Source organism: Luteimonas rhizosphaerae, from assembly GCF_002849595.1.
GTDB classification, from domain to species: domain Bacteria; phylum Pseudomonadota; class Gammaproteobacteria; order Xanthomonadales; family Xanthomonadaceae; genus Luteimonas; species Luteimonas cellulosilyticus.
Genome location: NZ_NRQR01000024.1, coordinates 81,042 through 103,006 on the forward strand (window position 1 = coordinate 81,042; position 21,965 = coordinate 103,006).

Consider the following 21,965-nt stretch of genomic DNA (forward strand, 5'->3'; position numbering starts at 1 on the left):
ATGAAGAGCCGGGTCCGCGACCTGCGCGAGGCGCGCGGCTGGTCACAAGCGCAGCTGGGCGAACGTCTTGAGGTTTCGAGACAGACGATCAACGCGATCGAGACCGGCAAGTACGACCCCAGCCTGCCCCTGGCGTTCCGCATCGCACGCGAGTTCGCCGAACCCATCGAATCCATTTTCCTGTTCGAGGACGCTTCATGAGACAGACGACCTCCCTCCTGCTGGCCCTGGCCGCGACAGCCTGCGTCGCGGGCTGCGCCGACAGCGGTCCCGCGCCGGGCGCCGAGCCCGCCGCCGCGACGCGCCTGTTCGGCGACCTCCCCTTCCACGGCTGCACGCTCGACGGCGGCATCGCGTCGGCGCGCGTCGAGGCGCAATGCGCGACGTTCGAGGTACCCGAGGATCCGGACGCACCCGAGGGCCGCCGCATCGGCCTCAACATCGCCTGGCTGCCGGCGGGCGGCGATGGCGGCACGGGCGATCCGGTGTTCTTCCTCGCCGGCGGTCCCGGCCAGGCGGCCACCGAGCTCGCCGCGCACATCAACGGCGCCCTGCGCGAAGTGCGGCGCCAGCGCGACATCGTGCTGATCGACCAGCGCGGCACGGGCCGGTCGAATCCGCTGGACTGCGTCGATGCCGCGGGCGATCCGCTGCCGCTCGACGCGTTGACGGTGCCGACCGCCGCGGAGCTCGACGCCTACGTCGGCCGCTGCGTCGACGGGCTGGCCGGGCGCGCGGATCCGCGCTTCTACACCACCGGTCACGCGATCCGTGATCTCGACGCGGTGCGCGAAGCGCTCGGCGCGGAGACCGTCAACCTGATCGGCGGCTCCTACGGCACGCGCGTCGCGCAGCAGTACGCGGCCGAATACCCGGCGCGCACCCGCAGCCTGGTGCTCGACGGCGTGGCGCCGAATGATCTGGTCGTCGGCGGCGAGTTCGCGCACACGTTCGAGGACGCGCTGCGCCTGCAGTCGGCGCAGTGCCAGGCCGATGCGACCTGCCGCGCGCGCTATCCGGTCGACCTGCAGCGCCAGCTGCGCGGCCTGATGACCACCCTGGCGGCCGCACCGGCCGAGGCCGCGTTTCGCGATCCGACCAGCGGTGCGCAGCGCGCGGGCACGGTCACGCCGGACACGGTGACTGGCCTCGCGTTCCTGTTCTCGTATGCGCCGCAGACCGCGTCGCTTCTGCCGCTGATGCTCGACGAAGCCAGCCAGGGCCGCTACGGCCCGCTGCTGTCGCTGTCGCATCTGATGAACGACAACGTCGCCGGGCAGATGACGCGCGGCATGCAGTGGTCGGTGATCTGCGCCGAAGATGCGGGCCGCTATCGCGAGGACGCGCGCACCGCCGACACGATCCTCGGCCCGGAGGTCGCGCAGATGTTCTTCGGCGCCTGCCGCACCTGGCCCACCGGCACCCCGCGCGCCGACCACACGGCGCCGCTGCAGTCGGATGTGCCGGCGCTGTTGCTGTCGGGCGAACTCGACCCGGTGACGCCACCGGCCTACGCCGAACGCGTGCTCGCCACCCTGCCCAACGGTCGCCATCTGGTGCTGCAGGGCCAGGGCCACGGCACGCTGGCGCTGGGCTGCATGCCGAAGCTGCTGGCGCAGTTCATCGAGTCCACCGATGCCACGGCGCTCGACGCCGCCTGCCTCGACACGATGCGGCCGGTGCCGCCGTTCACCAGCTTCAACGGCTGGGAACCATGACCCGCGCGTCCGCCGCGGCGCGCGCGGCCCGCCCGCGCATCGCCTGCGCCTTCTTCCGATCTTCCATTGCGAGCGCCTGCCCATGATCACCGCACAGCAGCTGCACAAGACCTTCAAGACCAAGACCGGCCCGGTCGCGGCGGTCGACGGCGTCGACTTCATCGCCGAGGACGGTCGCATTACCGGCCTGCTCGGCCCCAACGGCGCCGGCAAGACGACGACGCTGCGCATGCTCTACACGCTGATGAAACCCGACAGCGGCCAGGTGCTGGTCGACGGCATCGACGCCGCGCAGGATCCGGCCGCGGTGCGCCGCGTGCTCGGCGTGCTGCCGGATGCGCGCGGCGTCTACAAGCGCCTGACCGCGCGCGAGAACATCCGCTACTTCGGCGAGCTGCACGGCCTGTCGAAGGCGGAGATCGCCGAGCGCACGCGGGTGCTGTCGGCGCAGCTCGACATGGACGACATCCTCGACCGCCAGACCGAAGGCTTCAGCCAGGGCCAGCGCACCAAGACCGCGATCGCGCGCGCGCTGGTGCACGATCCACGCAACGTGATCCTCGACGAGCCGACCAATGGCCTGGACGTGATGACCACCCGCGCGATGCGCGAGTTCCTGTTCCGCCTGCGCGACGACGGCCGTTGCGTGATCTTCTCCAGCCACATCATGCAGGAGGTCGCCGCGCTGTGTGACCGCATCGTCATCATCGCCAAGGGCCGCGTCGTTGCCGCCGGCACCGCCGACGAACTGCGTGCGCGCTTCGGCATGGAGAACCTGGAGGACGCGTTCGTGCGGGCCATCGGTTCCGAGGAGGGCCTGCTGGCATGAGCACCCATCGCAAGACCTCGAACCTGACCGCACTGTGGTGCGTGATGCGCAAGGAACTGCTCGACATCGGCCGCGACCGGCGCACGCTGTTCATGGCGCTGTTCCTCGGGCCACTGCTGTATCCCTTGATGATGTTCGGCATGAACTTCATGGCCGAGAAGCGCATGACCACCGGCCAGGACAGGATCCTCGAGGTGCCGGTGGTCGGCGCCGAGCACGCGCCGAACCTGGTCGCGCATCTCGCGACCCTCGGCATCCGCGCGATCGATCCGCCGGCCGATCTCGATGCGGCGATCGCGCGGCAGGATGTCGACGTGGCGATCGCGATCGACGCGGACTTCGCCGACGACTGGCACGCCGGACGCCCGGCGACGATCGAGATCCTCAGCGACAGTACGCGACGCAGTTCGGATGTGCCCACGGCGCGCGTACGCGCGGCGATCGGCGGCTACGGCGCCCATCCGTCGGTGATGCGGCCGATCGGCATCGGCACCCGCGACCTGGCGACCGAGGAAGCCAAGCGCGGCGTGCTGCTGGCGGTGCTGCTGCCCTACCTGCTGATCCTGTCGAGCTTCATCGGCGGCTCCTATCTGATCCTCGACGCGACCGCGGGCGAACGCGAGCGGCAGTCGCTGGAACCGCTGCTGGCGACGCCGGCGGCGCGTGGCGCGATCGTCAGCGGCAAGATCGCCGCGGCCTGCGCGATCGGTGTGCTGTCACTGCTGTTGACGCTGCTCGCCTTCAAGATCAGTGCGCAGATGGGCACGAGTGCGGCGCGGATGCTCGACGTCAGTTTCCTGGCGATCGGCAAGATGCTGGTCGTGCTGCTGCCGATGCTGTTGATCGGCACGTCGCTCCTGACCTTCCTGGCCGCGACCGCCAAGAGCATGAAGGAGGCGCAGAGCCACATGGTGTGGCTGATGCTGTTGCCGATGGTGCCGAGCTTCATGTTGATGATCAATCCGATCAAGACCGAGCTGTGGCAGTTCGCGGTGCCGTTCCTCGCGCAGAACCAGCTGCTGCTGAAGGTGATCCGCGCCGAGCAGATCCCGATGCAGGTCTGGGGGATCTACCTTACGGCCAGCGTCGCGCTCGCGGCGCTGCTGTGGTTCGCCGCAGTGCAACGCTACCGGCAGGAGCGCCTGGCCGTCGCCGGCTGACGTCGCAGGTCACGGCTCCGGCGCAGGAGGCGCCAACAAAAAAGCCCGGCACTGCCGGGCTTTTTTTGTCCACTCGCGCCGCCCTGCGGCGACGCGGCCAGCCTCAGTTGCCGCTGGGCGAGAACCCGATCGACCGGCGCGTGGTCACCGGTGCGGGCACCGGTTCGAAACGCCAGCGACGCACGGCATTGAGCGCTTCACGGTCGAAGGTGCGCGGCGGATCAGCGCGCACGACGCGGGCGTTGGTCACCGAGCCGTCGACACCGACGGTGAACTCGACCTGCACTTCGCCGGACGTGCCCGCGCGCAGCGCCTCGGGCGGATAACGCGGCGCAGGCGTGTTGACCGGACGCAGCTGCGCCGGGGTCGCGGCGGCGGGCGCGGCCGGCGTCGGTGCGGCCGCAGCCGGCGGTGGCGCGGCGGCCTGTTGGCGGGCGGCTTCCTGGCGGGCGGTTTCGGCGCGGGCCGCGGCCTCGCGGTTGGCTTCCTGCTCCGCAGCCTGCTGCTGGGCCAGGGCCTGCGCGGCGGTGGCCTGCGCCTGCTGCTGCTGCTGCGCGCGCTCGCGCTCCAGTTGTTCCTGCCGCTGCGTTTCCTGCTCGGCGGTGAGCTTCTGCTCCTCGGCGCGGCGGGCATTCTCTTCTTCGGCGGCGACGATGCTCGCGCGCAGTCGCTCGACCGCCGGATGCGCCGCGTCGGCGCGCTCGATCAACCCGAGCAGACGCCGCGCTTCGGCGAAGTCCCCGCGGTCGCGGCTCTGCTCGGTCGCAATGACCGTCATCGGCAACAGGTCGATCAGTGCGCTGGACGCGGCAGCGTCGCCGGCTTCCTTGTCGCGCAGCGCCAGGTAGTACTCCATCGCGCTTTCGCCGACCGGCGAGTACAGCCGGCTTTCCTGGTAGGCCTTGTTGGCCTCGGTGCGCAGCTGCTCGACCGACAGGCCGGCGAGCGAGGCGTCGGCCTGCTGCTGGGCCTTGGCCGCTTCTTCGACCGCCTGCGCCTGCACGGCACTCGCCGCCGCAGCCGGTGTGTCCGCCGGTGCGACCGGTTCCTCCTGCGAGCCACACGCGCCGAGTCCCGCCACCAGGCAGACTCCCCCCATGACGCGCAGCCAAGCCGCCCGCGAAGGCGTCGATTGCGATGGATACATGATCTTTCCCCAAGGATGCATGTCTGCAAGACTGCGTAGGACGCGACAGCGGGCGCGATTTGTCAACTGGCACGCGCGATCGGCGTGCGTGGGCTGTCGACACGATCACGGATTGTTGCCGGACGTTGGCCCCCGTTCCGTATGATTCCGACGCAGGTCGGCGCCGCGTGCGCGCTCACTTGCCGATGCAGAAACTCGAGAAGATGTGCCCCAGCAGGTCGTCGGGGAGCACCCGGCCGGTGATCTCGCCGGTCGCGTCGTGCGCCTCGCGCAGGGCCTCGGCGGTCAGCTCGAGCACGTCGGCGCGCAGCGTGACGCGGGCAGCGGCCACCGCGTCGCGCGCACGACGCAGGCCGTCGATGTGCCGACTGCGCGCGGTGAACGCGCCCTCGCCGGCGTCGTGCGTGCCGCCCGCGTGTGCATGCAGCGCCGCCCGCAGCGCGTCGAGACCGGCGCCGGTCCGCGCCGACACCGCCAGCACGCCTTCGCCCAGCGGCGCGGGGTCGTCGAGCAGGTCGCACTTGTTGTGCAGCCACAGCGTGGCCGGCACGCCGGCGATCGCGTCGGCGATGGCGGCCGTGCCCGCGGCCGGCGCGCGCGCGTCGAGCACGACGAGCGCCAGGTCCGCGCGCTGCAGTTCCCCGCGCGCGCGTCGCATGCCTTCACGTTCGATCGCATCGCCGTCCTCGCGCAGGCCGGCGGTGTCGACGAGGGTCAGCTCGATGCCGTCGATGCGCACGGTTTCCTGCAACAGGTCGCGCGTGGTGCCGGCGATGTCGGTGACGATCGCGCGGTCGCTGCCGGCCAGCGCGTTGAGCAGCGAACTCTTGCCGGCGTTCGGCGGGCCGACGATCACCGCGTGCACGCCGTCGCGCAGCTTGCGGCCCTGCTCGGCGTCGGCCAGCAGCGCGTCGAGCCGCTCGACCAGCGCATCGATGCGTGCGGCGACGACGTCGCCGCCGAGCGTGTCGATGGGCTCGTCGGAGAAATCGATCATCGCCTCGACGTGCACGCGCAGTTCGAGCAGCGCCGCGGCGATGGCATCGACCTGCGCCGAGAACACGCCATCGAGCGCGCGTCGCGCCGCGCGCGCCGCGCGCACGTCGCCGGCGGCGATCAGGTCGGCGACGGCTTCGGCCTGGGTCAGGTCGAGCCGTCCGTTGAGGAAGGCGCGTTCGCTGAACTCGCCGGCCCGCGCGAGCCGGGCGCCGAGCGCACGCGTGCACGCCAGCAACTGCTGCAGGACGACCGGGCTGCCGTGGGCCTGCAGCTCGACAACGTCCTCGCCGGTGTAACTGGCCGGGGCGACGAATGCGAGCGCCAGGCCGTCGTCGAGGACCTGGCCGTCGGCGTCGTGGAAACGCACGTAGTGGGCATGCCGCGGCGTCAGTGCGCGCGCGCAGATGGCCCGGGCGATGTCGCGCGCCGCTGGCCCCGAGAGCCGCACGATGCCGACGCCGCCGGCGCCGGCGGGCGTCGCGATCGCGGCGATGGTGTCGGTGTCGTGCATGGCGCGATTCTCGCAGAACGCACAAGCCCGCCGGGCGGCGGGCTTGTGGAAAGGACGGTGGCGGGTGCGGCCCGCCGCATGGGGTCAGGCCTTGGCCGGCGCCTCGCTGTAGCGCTTGATCATCCACCACTGCTGCAGCAGGCCGAGGCCGCCGTTGGTGACCCAGTACAGCACCAGGCCCGAGGGGAAGAAGACCATGATGACGCCGAAGATCAGCGGCATGAACTGCATGATCTTCTGCTGCATCGGATCCATGCCGACCATCGGCGTGAGCTTCTGGGTCGCCCACATGATCGCGATGTTGAGCACCGGCAGGATGAAGTAGGGATCGCGCGCGGTCAGGTCCTGGATCCACAGCATCCACGGCGTGTGGCGCAGTTCCACCGATTCCAGCAGCACCCAGTACAGCGCGAAGAACACCGGCATCTGCAGCAGCACCGGCAGGCAGCCGCCGACGGGATTGATCTTTTCCTTCTTGTAGAGCTCCATCATCGCCTGCTGGAACTTCTGCTTGTCGTCGCCGTAACGTTCCTTGAGCTGGGCGATGCGCGGCTGGAACTTGCGCATCTTGGCCATCGACTTGTACTGCGCGACCGACAGCGGATACAGCGCCAGCTTCACCAGCAGCACCAGGCCGATGATCGACCAGCCCCAGTTGCCGATCAGACCGTGCAGCTTGGCGAGGATCCAGAACAGGCCCTCGCCGAGCATCGCGAAGATCGAGAAGCGGCTGTAGTCGACGACGCGGTCGAGCCCGCGCACGCCTTCGGCGCGGATCAGGTCGACCTGCTTGGGTCCGACCCACAGGCGCGCCGTGGTGGCGACCTGCTGGCCGGCGGCGACCGAGACCGGCGGTCCCATTTCGCGGATCAGGTACCGCGGCGCACCGGTGCTGGCGTCGACCTGCATCGAGACCGTGCTGACGCCTTCGGGCTGCGGGATCCAGGCGCTGAAGAAATGGTGCTGGACCATCGCGACCCAGACCTGGCTGTCCTGAGCGTTGAGCGGGCCGTCGTCGGCGAAGTCGGCGAGCTGGCGGCGACCGTAGCCGATCTCGTCACCGAACCAGGTCGCGCCGACCAGGCTGTAGGACTCGGGATTGGTCATGCCGCGCTTCATCGCCGGCGCGGTGCGCGTCAGCTGGCGGTAGGCGAAGCCCTGCCACGGCGCGCCGCTGGCATTGACGACTTCGTCGCGCACTTCGATGGCGTACCCGCCACGGGTCAGGATGAAGCTGCGGCGGATGGTCACGCCGTCGCCGTCGGTCCAGACGAACGGCACGACCACGGTGTTCTCGCCGTCGACCAGGGCGACGGTCGCTTCCGGGCGTTCCGCCGCGAAGCCGGCCTCGTGCGTCGGCGCCGCATTCGCGCTGCTGACCCAGCCGCTCTGCGCGGCGTAATAGTGCAGCGGGTCGGGATCGAACATCCGCACCGGCGGGCTGCCGTCGTCGCGGGTCTGCGGATAGGCCAGCAGGTCGGCCTGGACCACGTTGCCGCCATCGAGCACGACGCGCAGCACGTCGGTCTGCACGACGACCTGGCGGTTGGCCGCGGGCGGCGCGGCGACTTCGGTCGGCGCGGCGCCGGGCACCGCGGGTGCGGCCGGGGCATTGGGGATCGCGGCGCTGCCGGCCGCGGCGGTCGCCGACGGCACGGTGGAGGACGCGGCCGTCTGGCTCGTGGCCTGCGCCTGCGGCGGCGCGGCCTGTTCCTTCCCCCACTCCATCCACAACAGCACGGCGACGGGTCTGGTTCATCAGGCGGGCACGCTCATGCGCCGGCGGACGCCGGCGGGGATGGGAGGATCGGGGCGGCCGGCATTGTGCCGCCCATGGCCACGGGCGGCAATGCGCGGGCACGGCGCAACGCGCCGACGAAGGCCTCGACGATCGAGGAATGGTCGGCCTGCGCGGCGGCCGGACGCGCCACGACGACATAGGCGCCGGGCGGCAGGTCCGCGCGGAGCTGGCGAAACTGCTCGCGCAGGATGCGTTTGATGCGGTTGCGGCCGACGGCGCGCTTGTCGACCTTGCGCGAGACCGCCAGACCCAGGCGCGCGCCGCCAGGCTCGCGCAGGATGTGCACGGCGAGCAACGGGGTCGCGGTGCGCTTCGCCTCGGCAAAGACGCGGTCGAATTCGGCGCGCAGGCGCACGCGCGCGCTCCGCGGGAAGCGGACGGCGGCGTTCATCGGATCAGGACAGCAGACCGGTGGGCGAGCACGCTCCCCCACCCGGCGGACTTCAGGCCGAGAGGACCTTGCGGCCCTTGGCGCGGCGGCGCGCGAGAATCTTGCGGCCATCGGCCGTCGCCATGCGGGCACGGAAACCGTGGTCGCGCTTGCGCTTGAGGTTGCTGGGCTGGTAGGTGCGCTTGGTAGCCATGGTGAGCCTTCTGGGGGCGACGCGACAAATAAGGAACCGGAAATTCTAGCGGCGCCCCACCACGACGGTCAAGCCGATGTGACGAATCACCCGCGCCGCCGGATGCGGCCCCTGCCGCGCGGGATGCCGGGGCCGGGAACCAGATGATAGTCTGCCTGCCCTTCCCCCGGTGCCCGGAACGCGCAGTGCGCGGCGGTGCCCGCTTTCCGAATCCCGCGCAATGATGGATGCCTGGCCCCGCTGCCTCCTACGTCTCGAAGCCGAATTTCCGGCCGAAGACGTCCACACCTGGCTCAAGCCGCTGCAGGCGCAGGCGCATGCCCAGACCACGGTGCTCTATGCGCCGAACGCCTTCGTCCGCGACGAGGTGCAGGCCCGCTACATGCCGCGGATCCGCGAGCTGCTGCAGCATTTCGGCGGGATCGAGGAGGTCAGCCTGCAGGTCGGCTCGCTGCCACGGATCGCGGTGCCGGCGCCGACGCCCGCGGCCGATGCGGCCCGCGCCGCCGCGCCGATGCCGATCGAGGCCTTCGCCGGCAATCTCGACAATCACTACACCTTCGACAACTTCGTCGAGGGGCGCAGCAACCAGATGGGCCGCGCCGCCGCCTGGCAGGCCGCGCTCAATCCGGGCGAGCGTGCGCACAACCCGCTGCTGCTCTACGGCGGCACCGGGCTGGGCAAGACCCACCTGATGTTCGCGGCCGGCAACGAGATGCGCCGGATCAATCCGCGGGCGCGGATCCTGTATCTGCGGTCGGAAGAGTTCTACAGCGCCTTCTTCCGCTCGATCCAGGAGAAGACCTCGGACCAGTTCAAGCGCCAGTTCCGCCAGATCGACGCGCTGCTGATCGACGACATCCAGTTCTTCGCCGGCAAGGACCGCACCCAGGAAGAGTTCTTCCACACGTTCAATACGCTGTTCGACAGCAAGCAGCAGATCATCATGACCTGCGACCGCTATCCGCGCGAAGTCGAGGGTCTGGAGCCCCGGCTCAAGTCGCGGCTGTCCTGGGGCCTGTCGGTGGCGATCGATCCGCCCGACTTCGAAACGCGTGCGGCGATCGTGCTGGCCAAGGCGCGCGAGCGCGGCACCCAGATGCCCGACGACGTGGCGTTCCTGCTGGCCAAGAAGATGCATTCCAACGTGCGCGACCTCGAGGGCGCGCTCAACACGCTGGCGGCGCGCGCGAACTTCATGGGCCGGGCCATCACCGTGGAGTTCGCCCAGGAGACCCTGCGCGACCTGTTGCGGGCCCAGCAGCAGGCCATCAGCATCGCCAATATCCAGAAGGTCGTGGCAGACTACTACGGCTTGCAGATCAAGGATTTGCTGTCGAAACGGCGCACCCGTTCGCTGGCGCGTCCGCGGCAGGTGGCGATGGCGTTGTCGAAGGAACTGACCGAACACAGCCTGCCGGAGATCGGCGAGGCGTTCGCCGGTCGCGACCACACGACGGTGCTGCACGCCTGCCGGCAGATCCGCACGCTGATCGCCAGCGACGGCAAACTGCGTGAGGACTGGGACAAGCTGATCCGAAAACTCAGTGAATGAGGCGGCGGATCCTGTGGAAAACGGCCGGTACACAAGCTGGCGGTGAGAGGTGGACAAGCTGTGGATGGTTTGGGCCCCTTGAAGTTGTCCACAGCTTCGTCCCCGGTTCCAGGGCGTACTGTCCACCGGGTTGTATCGCGAAATTTGTCTTTCAGATCAGTCGGTTATCGCAGATATCACCTGATTTTCCGGACTCCAAGCACCACCATTTTTAGATTTATCTCTCTGATTAAAGAAGCATTGGACTAGGGGATAACACCGACATGCGTTTCAGTCTGCAACGCGAAACCCTGCTCAAACCGTTGGCCCAGGTCGTCAACGTCGTCGAGCGGCGCCAGACCCTGCCCGTGCTGGCGAACCTGCTCGTGCAGGTCGTCGATGGCCAGCTGTCGCTGACCGGTACCGATCTCGAAGTCGAGATGGTGTCGCGTCGTGCGGTGGACGACGCCCAGGACGGCGAGACCACGATCCCCGCCCGGAAACTGTTCGACATCGTTCGCGCGCTCCCGGACGGCAGCAAGGTCGTCATCTCCCAGTCCGGCGACAAGATCACCGTGCAGGCCGGCCGCAGCCGCTTCACGCTGGCGACGTTGCCGGCAGGCGATTTCCCGTCGGTGGACGAGGTCGAGGCCACCGAGCGCATCCGGGTGCCGGAAGCGGCGCTGAAGGAGCTGATCGAGCGCACCGCCTTCGCGATGGCGCAGCAGGACGTCCGCTACTACCTCAACGGGCTTCTGTTCGATCTCGGCGACATGCGCCTGCGCTGCGTCGCGACGGACGGACACCGTCTCGCGCTGTGCGAGACGACCCTTGAAGAGACCGTGCAGACCAAGCGGCAGATCATCCTGCCCCGCAAGGGCGTGACCGAGCTGCAGCGCCTGCTGGAAGGCGGCGACAAGACCCTGGAGCTGGAGCTGGGTCGCAACCACCTGCGGGTCAAGCGCGACGATGTGACCTTCACCAGCAAGCTGATCGACGGCCGCTTCCCGGATTACGAAGCGGTGATCCCGATCGGTGCCGACCGGGAGGTCAAGATCGACCGCGAGGTGCTGCGCGCCGCGCTGCAGCGCGTGGCGATCCTGTCGAACGAGAAGTACCGCGGCGTGCGGCTGGAAGTCTCGCCGGGCACGGTCAAGATCAACGCGCACAACCCCGAACAGGAAGAGGCGCAGGAAGAAGTCGAAGCGGACACCAAGGTCGATGACCTGGCGGTGGGCTTCAACGTCAATTACCTTCTGGACGCGTTGACCGCGCTTCGCGGCGAGCAGGTGATCCTGAAGTTGCGCGATGCCAGTTCCTCGGCGCTGGTGCGCGAGGCCGCCGACGAACGCAGCCGTCACGTGGTGATGCCGCTCCGTCTCTGACCCGTCGCTATAGTGCGTGGCCCAGTGCCCGCGCCTGATGTTTCACGTGGAACATGACGCCCGGCCCGCGCCGGGCGTCTTCCGTTGTGCCGATCGCCTCTGCCAGGATCCGTCGTGCTGATCACCCGTTTGGACCTCCGCAATCTGCGCAATCTCGCAGACGTCACCCTGCAGCCGGGTCCAGGCATGAACCTGCTGCTGGGCGACAACGGCGCCGGCAAGACCAGCGTGCTGGAAGGTCTGCATCTGATGGCGTACGGGCGCAGCTTTCGCGGACGGGTCCGGGATGGTCTGGTCCGCCGCGGCGCCGATGCGCTCGAGGTGTACGCGGAGTGGCTGCCCGCCGCCGCCGAGGCCCGTCCACGTCGTGCCGGATTGCGGCATACCGGCAGCCAATGGGACGGACGGCTCGACGGCAATCCGGTGCCGCATCTCGGCGAGCTGTGCGCTGCGCTGATGGTCGTGAGCTTCGAACCGGGCAGCCATGCATTGATTTCGGGCAACAGCGAGGTCCGGCGCCGGTTTCTCGACTGGGGCCTGTTCCACGTGGAACACGAGTTCCTGCCGCAGTGGCGCCGCTACGCACGGGCGCTCAAGCAGCGCAATGCATTGCTGAAAGCGGGCGCCGGTGGCGCGCAGCTGGATGCCTGGGATGCCGAGCTCGCCGACGCCGGGGCTCCGTTGGACAGCCGACGGGAACGCTATCTCCAGCGTCTGCAACAGGGCCTGCAGCCGATCGCCGCCTTGCTCGCACCGTCGCTCGGTCCCCCGCAACTGACGTTCCAACCGGGCTGGCGCCGCGCGGACCTGTCGCTCGCCGACGCGCTACTGGTGGCGCGCGACCGGGACCGCAGCATGGGCTACACCTCCGTGGGGCCCCACCGTGCCGACTGGCGGATCGTGTTCGCGGACCGCCCCGAGCAGGCACTGTTGTCCCGCGGGCAAGCTAAACAGGCGGCGCTGTGCGCCCTGCTGGCGCAAGCTGCGGATTGCGCGGCACATGCCGCCGGCGCCTGGCCGGTGATCGCGCTGGATGATCTCGCTTCCGAACTGGATCGGCATCACCAGGCGCAGGTCCTCGCGTATCTGGCCGAGGTCGGTGCCCAGGCCTTCCTGACCGGGACCGAGATCCCGGCGCACTGGCCTGGCAGCATCACGCGGAACGCCGCATTGTTCCACGTGGAACACGGTCTCGTGACCCGCGCGCAGGACCGTTCGAAGGAGGAATAGAGACTCTGCCAGGCTTCGGAGTGTCGGGCGAAACGCGCACTGGGTTTCCCGCAACACAGCATTCGCGGCACACCTCGTTACCCGCATGTTCCACGTGGAACATGCGGGCCCATCCCTCCGGGCCGCGCCGGCCGCCGATGCTATAATTCGCGGTCTGCGGCCCAGCGATCCCGAGCCGCGCGCCGCCGCCTTGCGGGCCGGACGCGCCCGGGTCGACGCCGCGCTCCGGCAGACAGCGAACCGAATGAGCGACGAGATCATCCCCGGCGATATCCCCGCCAACACCGAGTACGACTCCAGCCGCATCACCGTGCTGCGCGGGCTCGAAGCCGTCCGCAAGCGCCCCGGCATGTACATCGGTGACGTCCACGATGGCACCGGTCTGCATCACATGGTGTTCGAGGTCGTCGACAACTCGATCGACGAAGCACTGGCGGGCCATGCCGACGATGTGATCGTCACGATCCACGAGGACGGCTCGGTCTCGGTGTCGGACAACGGCCGCGGTATTCCGGTCGACATCCACAAGGAAGAAGGCGTCTCGGCGGCGCAGGTCATCATGACCCAGCTGCATGCCGGCGGTAAGTTCGACGACAACAGCTACAAGGTGTCGGGCGGCCTGCACGGCGTGGGCGTGTCGGTCGTCAACGCGCTCAGCGAGAAGCTGACGCTCGACATCTGGCGCGACGGCCATCACCACCAGCAGGAATACGCGATGGGCGAACCCGTCGCGCCCGTCGCGACGCTGGAGCCGAGCACCAAGCGCGGCACCCTGCTGCGGTTCTGGCCAGCAGTGGAGACGTTCTCGGACGTGACCTTCCATTACGACATCCTGGCGCGCCGCCTGCGCGAGCTGTCGTTCCTGAACTCCGGTGTCCGCATCCACCTGATCGACCTGCGCGGCGACGGCCGCCAGGACCTGTTCCAGTACGAAGGTGGGATCCGCTCGTTCGTCGAGCATCTGGCGCAGCTGAAGACACCGCTGCATCCGAACGTGATTTCCGTGACCGGCGAGATGAACGGGATCACGGTCGACGTCGCGCTCCAGTGGACCGATGCCTACCAGGAAACGATGTTCTGCTTCACCAACAATATTCCGCAGAAGGACGGCGGTACCCACCTGATCGGATTCCGCGCGGCGCTGACGCGCACGCTGACGAACTACATCGAGCAGAACGGGATCGCCAAGCAGGCCAAGGTCGCGCTGTCGGGCGACGACATGCGCGAGGGCATGATCGCAGTGCTGTCGGTCAAGGTGCCGGACCCCAGCTTCTCGTCGCAGACCAAGGAAAAACTGGTCTCGTCCGAAGTCAGGCCGGTCGTTGAGAGCACGTTCGGTGCACGATTGCAGGAGTTCCTGCAGGAAAACCCCAACGAGGCCCGTGCGATCGCCGGCAAGATCGTCGATGCCGCCCGTGCACGCGAAGCGGCGCGCAAGGCGCGCGACCTGACCCGGCGCAAGGGTGCACTCGACATCGCCGGTCTCCCCGGCAAGCTGGCCGACTGTCAGGAAAAGGATCCGGCGCTGTCGGAACTCTTCATCGTCGAGGGTGACTCGGCGGGTGGCTCCGCCAAGCAGGGCCGCAACCGCAAGACGCAGGCGATCCTGCCGCTGAAGGGCAAGATCCTCAACGTCGAGCGCGCGCGCTTCGACCGCATGCTCGCCAGCGCCGAGGTCGGCACGCTGATCACCGCGCTCGGCACCGGCATCGGCAAGGACGAGTACAACCCGGACAAGCTGCGCTACCACCGCATCATCCTGATGACCGACGCCGACGTCGACGGCTCGCACATCCGCACGCTGCTGCTGACGTTCTTCTACCGGCAGATGCCGGAGCTGATCGAGCGCGGCCACGTCTACATCGGCCTGCCGCCGCTGTACAAGATCAAGCAGGGCAAGTCCGAGATCTATCTGAAGGACGACGCGGCGCTGGATGCCTACCTGGCCGGCAACGCGGTCGAAGGGGCGGCACTGACGCCGGCAGCCGGCGAACCGCCGATCGAGGGCGTCGCGCTCGAGAAGCTGCTGCTGATGTACGCCACCGCGCGCGATGCGATCACCCGCAATGCGCACCGCTACGATCCTGCCGTGCTGGAGCTGCTGATCGATGCCGCGCCGCTGGTCGGCGACGACGCGACGATCGACACCGCGCTGCGCGGACTCGAAGCGCGGTTGAACCAGAAGGGCCTGGGCCGTCCGCGCTACAAGTTCTCCGTGCAGCCGGCGACCGAAGCCCGCGGCGCGGTGCTGGCGATCGAGCGGCGGCACATGGGACTCGACCTGATCCAGCTGCTGCCACTGGCCTCGCTCGAGACCGGCGAACTGCGCACGCTGGGCGAGACCGCCCGCGAACTGCATGGTCTGATCCGAGACGGTGCGCAGATCGTCCGCGGCAACCGCGCGCAGCCGATCGAGCGTTTCGCCGATGCGCAGGCGTGGCTGATGGACGAAGCCAAGAAGGGCCGCCAGATCCAGCGCTTCAAGGGCCTGGGCGAGATGAATCCCGAACAGCTGTGGGACACCACGGTGAACCCGGAGACCCGGCGCCTGCTTCAGGTGCGGATCGAGGACGCGGTCGCCGCCGACGAGATCTTCAGCACCCTGATGGGCGATGTCGTCGAACCGCGCCGTGCCTTCATCGACGACAACGCGCTCAAGGTCGCGAACCTCGACATCTGAGCCGGGTGTGCGACCGTGCCGGCATTCGCCGGCGCGGTTTGACGGGACATTAATCTTTCCGGCCGTACAAGAGACGCTGGAACAGGGAGGACTGCCATGACACGACTGACCGCGGCGATCGCGACGACGCTGCTGCTCGCCGGTTGCGCGACGACCACCTCGCCGACCGGGCGTACCCAGTACGTCGGCGCGGTGACGGCCCAGCAGCTCAACCAGATGGGCGAGCAGGCGTTCGCCGAAACCAAGACCAAGATGCGGCAGTCACCGGACGCGAGACAGCAGGCCTATGTGCGCTGCATCGTGACCGACATCGTCCGCGAGCTACCGGCCGATGCGCAGCGTCTTAGCTGGGAATCGGTGGTCTTCGTCGACGACAACCCGAATGCGTTCGCGTTGCCGGGCGGCAAGGTTGGTGTCCACACCGGCATCCTCGGCGTCGCCAAGAACCAGGACCAGCTGGCGGCGGTGATCGCGCACGAGATCGGCCACGTCTACGCCAACCACCACGACGAGCGCATCACCCGCCAGATGGGCGCGCAGGGCGCGCTCGGCGTCGCCGGTGCCCTGCTCGGCTCGCGCTACGGCGAAGGCGCGACGCAGACGACGAACCAGCTCGGTGGCGCGGCGCTGCAGGCGACGTTCCTGCTGCCCGGCACCCGCACCCAGGAAACCGAAGCCGATGTCGTTGGCCAGGAACTGATGGCGAAGGCCGGCTTCGATCCGCGCGCGGCCGTCGGCCTGTGGCAGAACATGATCGCCGCCAGTGGCGGCAGCCAGTCGCCGCAATGGCTGTCGACCCACCCCAATCCCGAAAGCCGCATCAGCGAGCTGCAGGGACGCGCGACGACGCTGCTGCCGACCTACGAGCAGGCACGCGTGGCGGGTCGTCGTCCCAACTGCGGCTGACCGTCGCGTCCGCAACACGCCCGGTCGTGTCATGCGACTCGTTCCATCCAATTCCGATGACTCCGGCGTCCGCAGTGACGGGCGCCTTTCTGCCAATCGAGGTGATGAGATGTTGAAGTCCCGCGTATCCCATCAGGCGCTTGCCGCCGCCATTGCGACCGCCCTGCTGGTGTTTGCCGCACCGACGACATTCGCGCAGAGCGAGGGCGGCAGCCAGCGCAGCGGCACGCCGGCCGAGCGTCGTGCGGAACGCCGCGCTGCGCGTGAGCAGGCCGAGGCCGCCCCGCAGGACGAGGCCCGCTATCCGAATGCGACGCGCGCCGAGCCTGGCCTCGCCGCAAGCGAGCGCCTCGTCAAGCAGCTCAACGCGCTGTCGGAGGCGTACAACGAACAGGACGCCGCCAAGGGCCTGCCGCTGGCCGATGCGCTGATCGCGAACGAACGGGCCAATGCCTACGACAAGTCGATGGCGGCCCTACTCGCCGGCCAGCTGCTGCTCAACGACGACAACGCGCGCGCGACCACGTATCTGCAGCAGGCGATCGATTTCGGCGGTCTCAAGAACAACGATCATTTCCAGAGCATGCTGATCATCGCGCAGCTGCAGGCGCAGGAAGACCAGTACACCGAAGCACTGGCTTTGCTCGAGACCTATCTCGCCGAATCGGGATCGACCGATCCGGCCGACCAGGCGCTCAAGGGCAACATGCTCTATCGCCTCGAGCGCTATCCGGAGGCGGTCGCGACGCTCAAGCCGCTGGTCGATGCCGGCGGTGAGGTCAATCCGCAGTGGACCCAGATCCTGATGGCGTCCTACGCCGAGCAGGGACAGACCGCCGAGGCCGCGCAGCTGGCCGAACAGATCGCCGCCAGCGCACCGGGCGACAAGCAGTCGCAGATGAACCTCGCGGTGTCCTACCTGCAGACCGATCAGAACGACAAGGCGGCCGAGGTGCTGGAGCGCCTGCGCGCGAGCGGCCAGCTGACCGAAGAGGCGGAATACCGCAACCTCTACGCCGTCTACATCAACAGCGACAACAAGGAGCGCGAGGCGATCGCGGTCATCAACGAAGGCATGGAAAAGAACATCCTGCCGGCGGATTTCCGTACCCTGTCCGCACTCGCGCAGGCCTACTACTTCTCGGACCAGATCGCCCCGGCGATCGCGACCTACCAGAAGGCGGCGCCGCTCGCTGAGAACGGCGAGACCTATCTGAATCTCGCGAAGATCCTGCATCAGGAAGGTCGCACCGCCGAAGCGCAGGCTGCAGCGCGCCAGGCCATCGACAAGGGCCTGCGTTCGAACGTCGATGCGGAGCGCATCCTCTCAGCGCGTTAAGAAAAAGTTGTAAGTGCCACGGATGGCGTTTCGCAACTTGCTTGGTATAAGCTTTAGGGTTCCTGCCGCCCGCAAGGGTTGTAGTTCGACTTTTCCACCGGCGCATCTTTCGCTCCGGCCCCACTAGAGTTCTCCGCATGACGCAACGCTCGACGACCGACAGGAACGACGAAGACGAAGGTCTGAACTGGGCCCGTATCACCGGCTTCACGATGGTGGTGGCGTTCCACGCCGCCGCCGTGATGCTGCTGATGGCACCGGTTAACCCGCCGACCGAAGCGCCCCCGGAAGAAGCCGCGACGCGTGTGGTCATCATCGAACCGCCGCCGCCCCCGCCGCCGCCGCCGCCGCCGCCGCCGGAACCGCCGAAGCCGCAGCCGATCAAGGAGCTGTCGCCGCCGCGCCCGACGCCGATTCCGCCGCCGCCCGAGCAGCCGCCGGTCGTGTTCGACGAGCCGTCGCCGATGGACGTGCCGGCCCCGCCGCCGGCCCCGCCCGCACCGCCGGCCCCGGCGCCCGACATCGGCGCCAGCGTCGACATCTCGTCGAAGAACATGAACCCGCCGCGTTATCCGCCGGCCGCTGCGCGCGCGCAGATCGAAGGCACTGTGGTACTGGTCATCGACGTCGATGCCAACGGCAACGTGACCAACGTATCGGTCGAGAAGTCCAGCCGCAACCGTGACCTCGACCGCGCCGCGATCGAAGCCGCACGCAAGTGGTCGTTCGCGCCTGCGACCAAGAACGGACAGCCGGCCGCCGGTCGCGTCCGTGTCCCGGTCGACTTCAACCTCGGTTGACCGGTCGCGCTCCGCATCGAACCTGGCGTCCGCGTGGCGCCTGCTAGAACCGCTTCACCGTTTCAAACTCCAAACCACAACATCTAGAAGGTAAGCGTCATGCTGCAGGAATCTACCAACGCCCCTGTGTCCGGAGCCGCCAACAATGCTGCAGGTCTGCAGCAGATGGGCTTCGCCGACATGCTTCAGCACATGGATGCTGTCGGTTACGTCGTGCTCGCCACGATGGTCGTCATGTCCGCCATGTCGATCTACTGGATCATCTACAACGTCATCAAGAACATCCGCCTGCGCGGTAATTCGGATCGCGTGATCAACACGTTCTGGGAAACCCCGAACGCGCAGGACGCCATCCGTTACATGGAAGAGCAGCCGAAGAGCGATCCGTTCTCCAAGGTCGCCCTCGACGCCGCCCAGGCCGCCGCGCATCACCAGCGTCATGAAGGTTCGCGTCTGGTCGAGTCGCTGAACCGCTCGGAGTTCGTGGACCGCGCCCTGCGCCAGGCCGTGACCCGCGAGTCGCTGAAGCTCGAGAACGGCCTGACCGTGCTCGCGACCGTCGGTGCGACCGCGCCGTTCGTCGGTCTGCTCGGTACGGTCTGGGGCATCTACCGCGCCCTGATCCGCATCGGCGCCAGTGGCCAGGCCGACATCGGCGCGGTTGCCGGTCCCGTCGGCGAGGCGCTGATCATGACCGCGATCGGTCTGGGCGTCGCGATCCCGGCCGTGCTGGGCTACAACTTCTTCGTCCGTCTGAACCGCGGTACGAACAACAAGCTCGACACCTTCGCGCACGATCTGCACGACTTCTTCGCCACCGGTGCCCGCGTCGGTGACGCCGTGCCGCCGCCGGCCAAGGTCTGATCAGAACGTTAACGACGACGGAGTCCCGATATGGCTTTCAGCTCAGGTGGTGGCGGTAACGACAAGGTCAACGCCACGATCAACATCGTCCCGCTTGTCGACGTCATGCTGGTGCTGTTGATCATCTTCATGGTCACGGCACCTCTGATGGCGCACAAGGTCCAGGTCGAGTTGCCGCAGGCCAATCTGGACGAACGTCCGGAGACCGCGCCGCCGACACCGCCGATCACGATCGCGGTGTCGGAGAACGGCGAGATCTGCAGCCGCCGGTCAACATCCGTGGCGACTCGACGACCAAGTACCGCACGATCAACGAAGTGGTCAACGTTGCGCAGGCCCAGGGCATGCGCAAGGTCGGCTTCGTCGCGACGCGCGAAAACTAAAACCGGAGCAACACGCATGGCATTTTCATCCGGTGGCGAAGGCCCAATGGCCGACATCAACATCATTCCGCTCTGCGACGTGATGTTGGTGCTGCTGATCATCTTCATGGTGACGGCGCCGCAGCTGTCCTACCCGATCGACATCGATCTGCCGCAGCGTTCGGCGACTCCGCCGGATAACCCGGTGGAACCGCCGGAGCCGATCCGGCTCCGCATCGACGCGTCGGGCCAGACCTTCTGGAACGACAGCCCGACCCCGCTGTCCGCGTTGCGCAACATGATGGAATCGGAAGTCCAGCGCGATCCGACCAACCAGCCGACGCTGGAGATCGACACCAGTGAGGACGCCGATTACGGCGTGCTGGCCAAGGTGCTGGCGGAAGCCAAGAACGCGCAGATGCAGAAGATCGGTTTCGTCAGGCAGTAACCGCAATCCCGTCAGGGCGTGCCTGCAGCGCGTCCGGCGCTTACCAGATCCAGTTTCGACGCCGCCTTCGGGCGGCGTTTTTTTTGCCCTGTCTCCGTACGTTCGTCGGCCGACGCTGTTGCAAGCGGAGCCCCCGGGCGGCATGCAGCAGGTGAGCGGACTGATCTCCAATGCGAGCGGACGAGACACAAGAAGGCAGGGAAGGCGACGGCGGTCATGCGAAGCGTCTCTCGCTATACGGACTCGGGACGACCGCGCGCAGAAACTCAACGCGCACGTCAGCTGGATTCGATCGTGTTTCTACACGTGATCGCGGCACACTCGCGCCGCAGCAATGCGGATCCTTCGCAGGCGCGATCCGCCGCTCAATGACGGACCAACGCTGCGCGGAGCTGCCCGAGCGGCACGCGGACGGGCTAGCAGCCTGCTGGTCTCCAATGGAAGCGGACAGACCGGCAGCAATCCGCATCTGTGCGTGCTGCGATACAGGCGCAGGCTCAGGTCTACCGCGCCGCGTCGTGCAGGATGTCGAGGTAACGCGCCACGGTCGTCGACAAACCGTCGTAGAGCGCCTCGCCAATCAGGGCATGCCCGATCGAGACTTCGTCGACGGCGCCGAGACCCGCGACGAACGCGCCCAGGTTCTCCTGGCTGAGATCGTGTCCCGCATTGACGCCGAGGCCCGCCGCGCGTGCGGAGGCCGCCGTCGACGCGAACAGGGGCAATACACGCCCAATGTGGCCTTCGGCATGTGCCGCGGCGTAGGGGCCGGTGTAGAGCTCGATCCGGTCTGCGCCGATCGCCGCCGCGTCAGCGACATCGGCGCCGGGATCGGCGAACAGGCTGACGCGGCAGCCGAATCCACGCAGGGCATCGACCAGCGGCCGCAGCGCGGCCGCATCGCGGGTGAAGTCGAAACCGTGATCGGAAGTCAGCTGGCCGTCGCCATCGGGCACGAGAGTGACCTGCGCCGGTCGCGTGCGTTCGCACAATGCCAGCAGACCCGGATAGCCGGGGCGGGGCGGGGCAAAGGGATTCCCCTCGATGTTGAACTCGACGCCGCGCGCCGTCGTGAGGACCGACAGCCCCAGCACATCGTCTTCGCGGATGTGCCGCGCATCGGGCCGCGGGTGCACGGTGATGCCGTGCGCGCCGGCATCCAGGCACGCATGCGCGGCGCGCAGCACGTCGGGCTCGCGGCCGCCGCGCGAATTGCGCAGCACGGCGATCTTGTTGAGATTGACGCTGAGCCGCGTGCCAGCTCGCGCCGGACCACCGGTCATGATGTACGGGGCCGCATCGGCATGTCAGACACCGGTCTGCGGACCGGACGCGGGCGGCGGCTCGGCCGCGTTGCGGCGTGCATCGGCCTGCTCGCGCAGCCGCCGCAGTTCGGCCGGATCGACCATCATCGCCTCGCTGCGTGCCTGGTTGCCGACCCGCTGGGCCAGAAGGCCGAGCACGCCGAAGACCACCAATACGAGCGAGAGCAGCAGGGCGATCGCGGCGAGTGCGACCGAGGTTGTGGAGAACGCGAGTACCAGCGCGCCGAGCGCGAGCAACAGGAACAGCCAAGGCATGGACGGTCTCCGCCGGACGTGCGGACCAGTCTACCGGGTCGCTGCGCACGGCGGCAGCGCCGGCCGTCGCGTCGACGCCGCCGACGGT

At 68.2% G+C, this 21,965-nt stretch carries 20 protein-coding genes and 1 pseudogene; 14 read left to right on the forward strand and 7 right to left on the reverse strand.

The window, feature by feature from the left end; all coding sequences use genetic code 11:
- The 4 genes from CJ022_RS12160 (at position 1) to CJ022_RS12175 (ending at position 3,707) form a co-directional block, all read left to right on the forward strand.
- Positions 1 to 201, forward strand: a complete 201-nt coding sequence (locus CJ022_RS12160; protein ID WP_101926910.1) for a helix-turn-helix transcriptional regulator — start codon at positions 1 to 3, stop codon at positions 199 to 201.
- The gene (locus CJ022_RS12165; RefSeq protein WP_101926911.1) at positions 198 to 1,718 is read left to right on the forward strand and encodes an alpha/beta hydrolase; all 1,521 of its coding nucleotides are present in this window, start codon (positions 198 to 200) and stop codon (positions 1,716 to 1,718) included. The genes CJ022_RS12160 and CJ022_RS12165 overlap by 4 nt, the downstream gene beginning before the upstream one ends.
- 82 nt (positions 1,719 to 1,800) lie before the next feature.
- Entirely contained in the window at positions 1,801 to 2,547 is a 747-nt protein-coding gene (locus tag CJ022_RS12170) for an ABC transporter ATP-binding protein (protein WP_101926912.1), read from the forward strand.
- On the forward strand, positions 2,544 to 3,707 hold the full coding sequence (locus CJ022_RS12175; RefSeq protein ID WP_101926913.1) for an ABC transporter permease: 1,164 nt from the start codon (positions 2,544 to 2,546) through the stop codon (positions 3,705 to 3,707). The genes CJ022_RS12170 and CJ022_RS12175 overlap by 4 nt, the downstream gene beginning before the upstream one ends.
- A gap of 103 nt (positions 3,708 to 3,810) precedes the next feature.
- Here CJ022_RS12175 and CJ022_RS12180 read toward each other — a convergent pair whose 3' ends face one another.
- The 5 genes from CJ022_RS12180 to rpmH all read right to left on the reverse strand — a co-directional run bounded on the left by CJ022_RS12180 (position 3,811) and on the right by rpmH (position 8,749).
- Positions 3,811 to 4,854, reverse strand: coding sequence for an energy transducer TonB (locus CJ022_RS12180; protein ID WP_101926914.1), 1,044 nt, complete (start codon positions 4,852 to 4,854; stop codon positions 3,811 to 3,813).
- 175 nt (positions 4,855 to 5,029) lie between these two features.
- On the reverse strand, positions 5,030 to 6,364 hold the full coding sequence (mnmE, locus tag CJ022_RS12185; protein WP_101926915.1) for a tRNA uridine-5-carboxymethylaminomethyl(34) synthesis GTPase MnmE: 1,335 nt from the start codon (positions 6,362 to 6,364) through the stop codon (positions 5,030 to 5,032).
- An 84-nt stretch (positions 6,365 to 6,448) separates the two neighbouring features.
- Entirely contained in the window at positions 6,449 to 8,104 is a 1,656-nt protein-coding gene (gene yidC / locus CJ022_RS12190) for a membrane protein insertase YidC (RefSeq protein ID WP_255407570.1), read from the reverse strand.
- 32 nt (positions 8,105 to 8,136) lie between these two features.
- Positions 8,137 to 8,556, reverse strand: a complete 420-nt coding sequence (gene rnpA, locus CJ022_RS12195) for a ribonuclease P protein component (protein ID WP_101926917.1) — start codon at positions 8,554 to 8,556, stop codon at positions 8,137 to 8,139.
- Positions 8,557 to 8,608: 52 nt separating this feature from the next.
- Positions 8,609 to 8,749: a 50S ribosomal protein L34 gene (gene rpmH / locus CJ022_RS12200; RefSeq protein ID WP_047138036.1), complete on the reverse strand. Its 141-nt coding sequence runs from the start codon at positions 8,747 to 8,749 to the stop codon at positions 8,609 to 8,611.
- Between the two features lie 223 nt (positions 8,750 to 8,972).
- Here rpmH and dnaA point away from each other — a divergent pair, with 223 nt between their 5' ends.
- The 10 genes and pseudogenes from dnaA to CJ022_RS12250 all read left to right on the forward strand — a co-directional run bounded on the left by dnaA (position 8,973) and on the right by CJ022_RS12250 (position 20,297).
- On the forward strand, positions 8,973 to 10,304 hold the full coding sequence (gene dnaA / locus CJ022_RS12205) for a chromosomal replication initiator protein DnaA (protein WP_101926940.1): 1,332 nt from the start codon (positions 8,973 to 8,975) through the stop codon (positions 10,302 to 10,304).
- A 263-nt stretch (positions 10,305 to 10,567) separates the two neighbouring features.
- Positions 10,568 to 11,668 carry a DNA polymerase III subunit beta gene (dnaN, locus tag CJ022_RS12210; protein WP_101926918.1) on the forward strand — a complete coding sequence of 367 codons (1,101 nt, stop codon included), beginning with the start codon at positions 10,568 to 10,570 and terminating at the stop codon, positions 11,666 to 11,668.
- Positions 11,669 to 11,782: 114 nt separating this feature from the next.
- Positions 11,783 to 12,898, forward strand: a complete 1,116-nt coding sequence (recF, locus tag CJ022_RS12215; RefSeq protein WP_101926919.1) for a DNA replication/repair protein RecF — start codon at positions 11,783 to 11,785, stop codon at positions 12,896 to 12,898.
- Between the two features lie 244 nt (positions 12,899 to 13,142).
- A complete protein-coding gene (gyrB, locus tag CJ022_RS12220) occupies positions 13,143 to 15,578 on the forward strand; it encodes a DNA topoisomerase (ATP-hydrolyzing) subunit B (protein WP_101926920.1) in 2,436 nt (811 codons plus the stop codon).
- 96 nt (positions 15,579 to 15,674) lie between these two features.
- Positions 15,675 to 16,484 (forward strand): M48 family metallopeptidase, encoded by an 810-nt coding sequence (locus tag CJ022_RS12225; RefSeq protein WP_101926921.1) that lies wholly within the window; start codon positions 15,675 to 15,677, stop codon positions 16,482 to 16,484.
- A gap of 112 nt (positions 16,485 to 16,596) precedes the next feature.
- Positions 16,597 to 17,823, forward strand: a complete 1,227-nt coding sequence (locus CJ022_RS12230; RefSeq protein WP_101926941.1) for a tetratricopeptide repeat protein — start codon at positions 16,597 to 16,599, stop codon at positions 17,821 to 17,823.
- A gap of 137 nt (positions 17,824 to 17,960) precedes the next feature.
- Positions 17,961 to 18,623 (forward strand): energy transducer TonB, encoded by a 663-nt coding sequence (locus tag CJ022_RS12235; RefSeq protein ID WP_101926922.1) that lies wholly within the window; start codon positions 17,961 to 17,963, stop codon positions 18,621 to 18,623.
- Between the two features lie 99 nt (positions 18,624 to 18,722).
- A complete protein-coding gene (locus CJ022_RS12240) occupies positions 18,723 to 19,487 on the forward strand; it encodes a MotA/TolQ/ExbB proton channel family protein (RefSeq protein WP_101926923.1) in 765 nt (254 codons plus the stop codon).
- Between the two features lie 30 nt (positions 19,488 to 19,517).
- Positions 19,518 to 19,870: pseudogene (locus CJ022_RS12245) on the forward strand (ExbD/TolR family protein).
- A 16-nt stretch (positions 19,871 to 19,886) separates the two neighbouring features.
- Positions 19,887 to 20,297 carry an ExbD/TolR family protein gene (locus CJ022_RS12250; RefSeq protein ID WP_101926924.1) on the forward strand — a complete coding sequence of 137 codons (411 nt, stop codon included), beginning with the start codon at positions 19,887 to 19,889 and terminating at the stop codon, positions 20,295 to 20,297.
- A gap of 503 nt (positions 20,298 to 20,800) precedes the next feature.
- Here CJ022_RS12250 and CJ022_RS12255 read toward each other — a convergent pair.
- A complete protein-coding gene (locus CJ022_RS12255) occupies positions 20,801 to 21,580 on the reverse strand; it encodes a pyridoxine 5'-phosphate synthase (RefSeq protein ID WP_101926925.1) in 780 nt (259 codons plus the stop codon).
- Between the two features lie 24 nt (positions 21,581 to 21,604).
- Positions 21,605 to 21,877: a hypothetical protein gene (locus CJ022_RS12260; protein ID WP_101926926.1), complete on the reverse strand. Its 273-nt coding sequence runs from the start codon at positions 21,875 to 21,877 to the stop codon at positions 21,605 to 21,607.
- Positions 21,878 to 21,965: the final 88 nt, after the last annotated feature.

Coding starts and splice junctions, on each gene's coding strand:
- CJ022_RS12160 (WP_101926910.1), top strand. CDS start 1: ATGAAGAGCCGGGTCCGCGACCTGCGCGAGGCGCGCGGCTGGTCACAA.
- CJ022_RS12165 (WP_101926911.1), top strand. CDS start 198: ATGAGACAGACGACCTCCCTCCTGCTGGCCCTGGCCGCGACAGCCTGC.
- CJ022_RS12170 (WP_101926912.1), top strand. CDS start 1,801: ATGATCACCGCACAGCAGCTGCACAAGACCTTCAAGACCAAGACCGGC.
- CJ022_RS12175 (WP_101926913.1), top strand. CDS start 2,544: ATGAGCACCCATCGCAAGACCTCGAACCTGACCGCACTGTGGTGCGTG.
- CJ022_RS12180 (WP_101926914.1), bottom strand. CDS start 4,854: ATGTATCCATCGCAATCGACGCCTTCGCGGGCGGCTTGGCTGCGCGTC.
- mnmE (WP_101926915.1), bottom strand. CDS start 6,364: ATGCACGACACCGACACCATCGCCGCGATCGCGACGCCCGCCGGCGCC.
- rnpA (WP_101926917.1), bottom strand. CDS start 8,556: ATGAACGCCGCCGTCCGCTTCCCGCGGAGCGCGCGCGTGCGCCTGCGC.
- rpmH (WP_047138036.1), bottom strand. CDS start 8,749: ATGGCTACCAAGCGCACCTACCAGCCCAGCAACCTCAAGCGCAAGCGC.
- dnaA (WP_101926940.1), top strand. CDS start 8,973: ATGGATGCCTGGCCCCGCTGCCTCCTACGTCTCGAAGCCGAATTTCCG.
- dnaN (WP_101926918.1), top strand. CDS start 10,568: ATGCGTTTCAGTCTGCAACGCGAAACCCTGCTCAAACCGTTGGCCCAG.
- gyrB (WP_101926920.1), top strand. CDS start 13,143: ATGAGCGACGAGATCATCCCCGGCGATATCCCCGCCAACACCGAGTAC.
- CJ022_RS12225 (WP_101926921.1), top strand. CDS start 15,675: ATGACACGACTGACCGCGGCGATCGCGACGACGCTGCTGCTCGCCGGT.
- CJ022_RS12235 (WP_101926922.1), top strand. CDS start 17,961: ATGACGCAACGCTCGACGACCGACAGGAACGACGAAGACGAAGGTCTG.
- CJ022_RS12240 (WP_101926923.1), top strand. CDS start 18,723: ATGCTGCAGGAATCTACCAACGCCCCTGTGTCCGGAGCCGCCAACAAT.
- CJ022_RS12250 (WP_101926924.1), top strand. CDS start 19,887: ATGGCATTTTCATCCGGTGGCGAAGGCCCAATGGCCGACATCAACATC.
- CJ022_RS12255 (WP_101926925.1), bottom strand. CDS start 21,580: ATGACCGGTGGTCCGGCGCGAGCTGGCACGCGGCTCAGCGTCAATCTC.
- CJ022_RS12260 (WP_101926926.1), bottom strand. CDS start 21,877: ATGCCTTGGCTGTTCCTGTTGCTCGCGCTCGGCGCGCTGGTACTCGCG.